The organism is Streptococcus parasanguinis (assembly GCF_040908565.1).
Lineage (GTDB): Bacteria > Bacillota > Bacilli > Lactobacillales > Streptococcaceae > Streptococcus > Streptococcus parasanguinis_AC.
Map to the genome: position 1 here is coordinate 10,944 of NZ_JBDGEA010000002.1, position 391 is coordinate 11,334.

Annotated in this window: 1 pseudogene; it reads left to right on the top strand. The window is 48.1% G+C overall.

Annotated elements, in window-relative coordinates:
* Positions 1-391, top strand: a pseudogene (locus tag AB5Y61_RS01190) (LPXTG cell wall anchor domain-containing protein); the annotation flags it as partial.

Genomic DNA, 391 nt, shown 5'->3' on the forward strand with positions numbered 1-391 from the left:
CAATCTGAGTCACAAGTCCAAGCTTCAATTTCAGCAAGCCAATCTGAGTCACAAGTCCAAGCTTCAATTTCAGCAAGTCAGTCAGAGTCGCAAGTCCGAGCATCGATTTCAGCAAGCGAATCTGAGTCACAGGTTCACGCCTCGACTTCGGCAAGTCAATCTGAGTTGTTGGTCCAAGCTTCAATCTCAGCTAGTCGATCAGACTCGTTGGTTCAAGCCTCAGTTTCGACAAGTCGGTCTGAGTCACAAGTTCAAGCTTCGGCTTCCGTAAGTCAATCTGAGTCACAAGTCCAAGCATCGATTTCAGCAAGTCAGTCTGATTCCTTGGTACAAGAGTCCGTTTCTGTTAGCCAGTCTGATTCGCTGGTCCAAGTCTCGGTTTCAGCGAGTC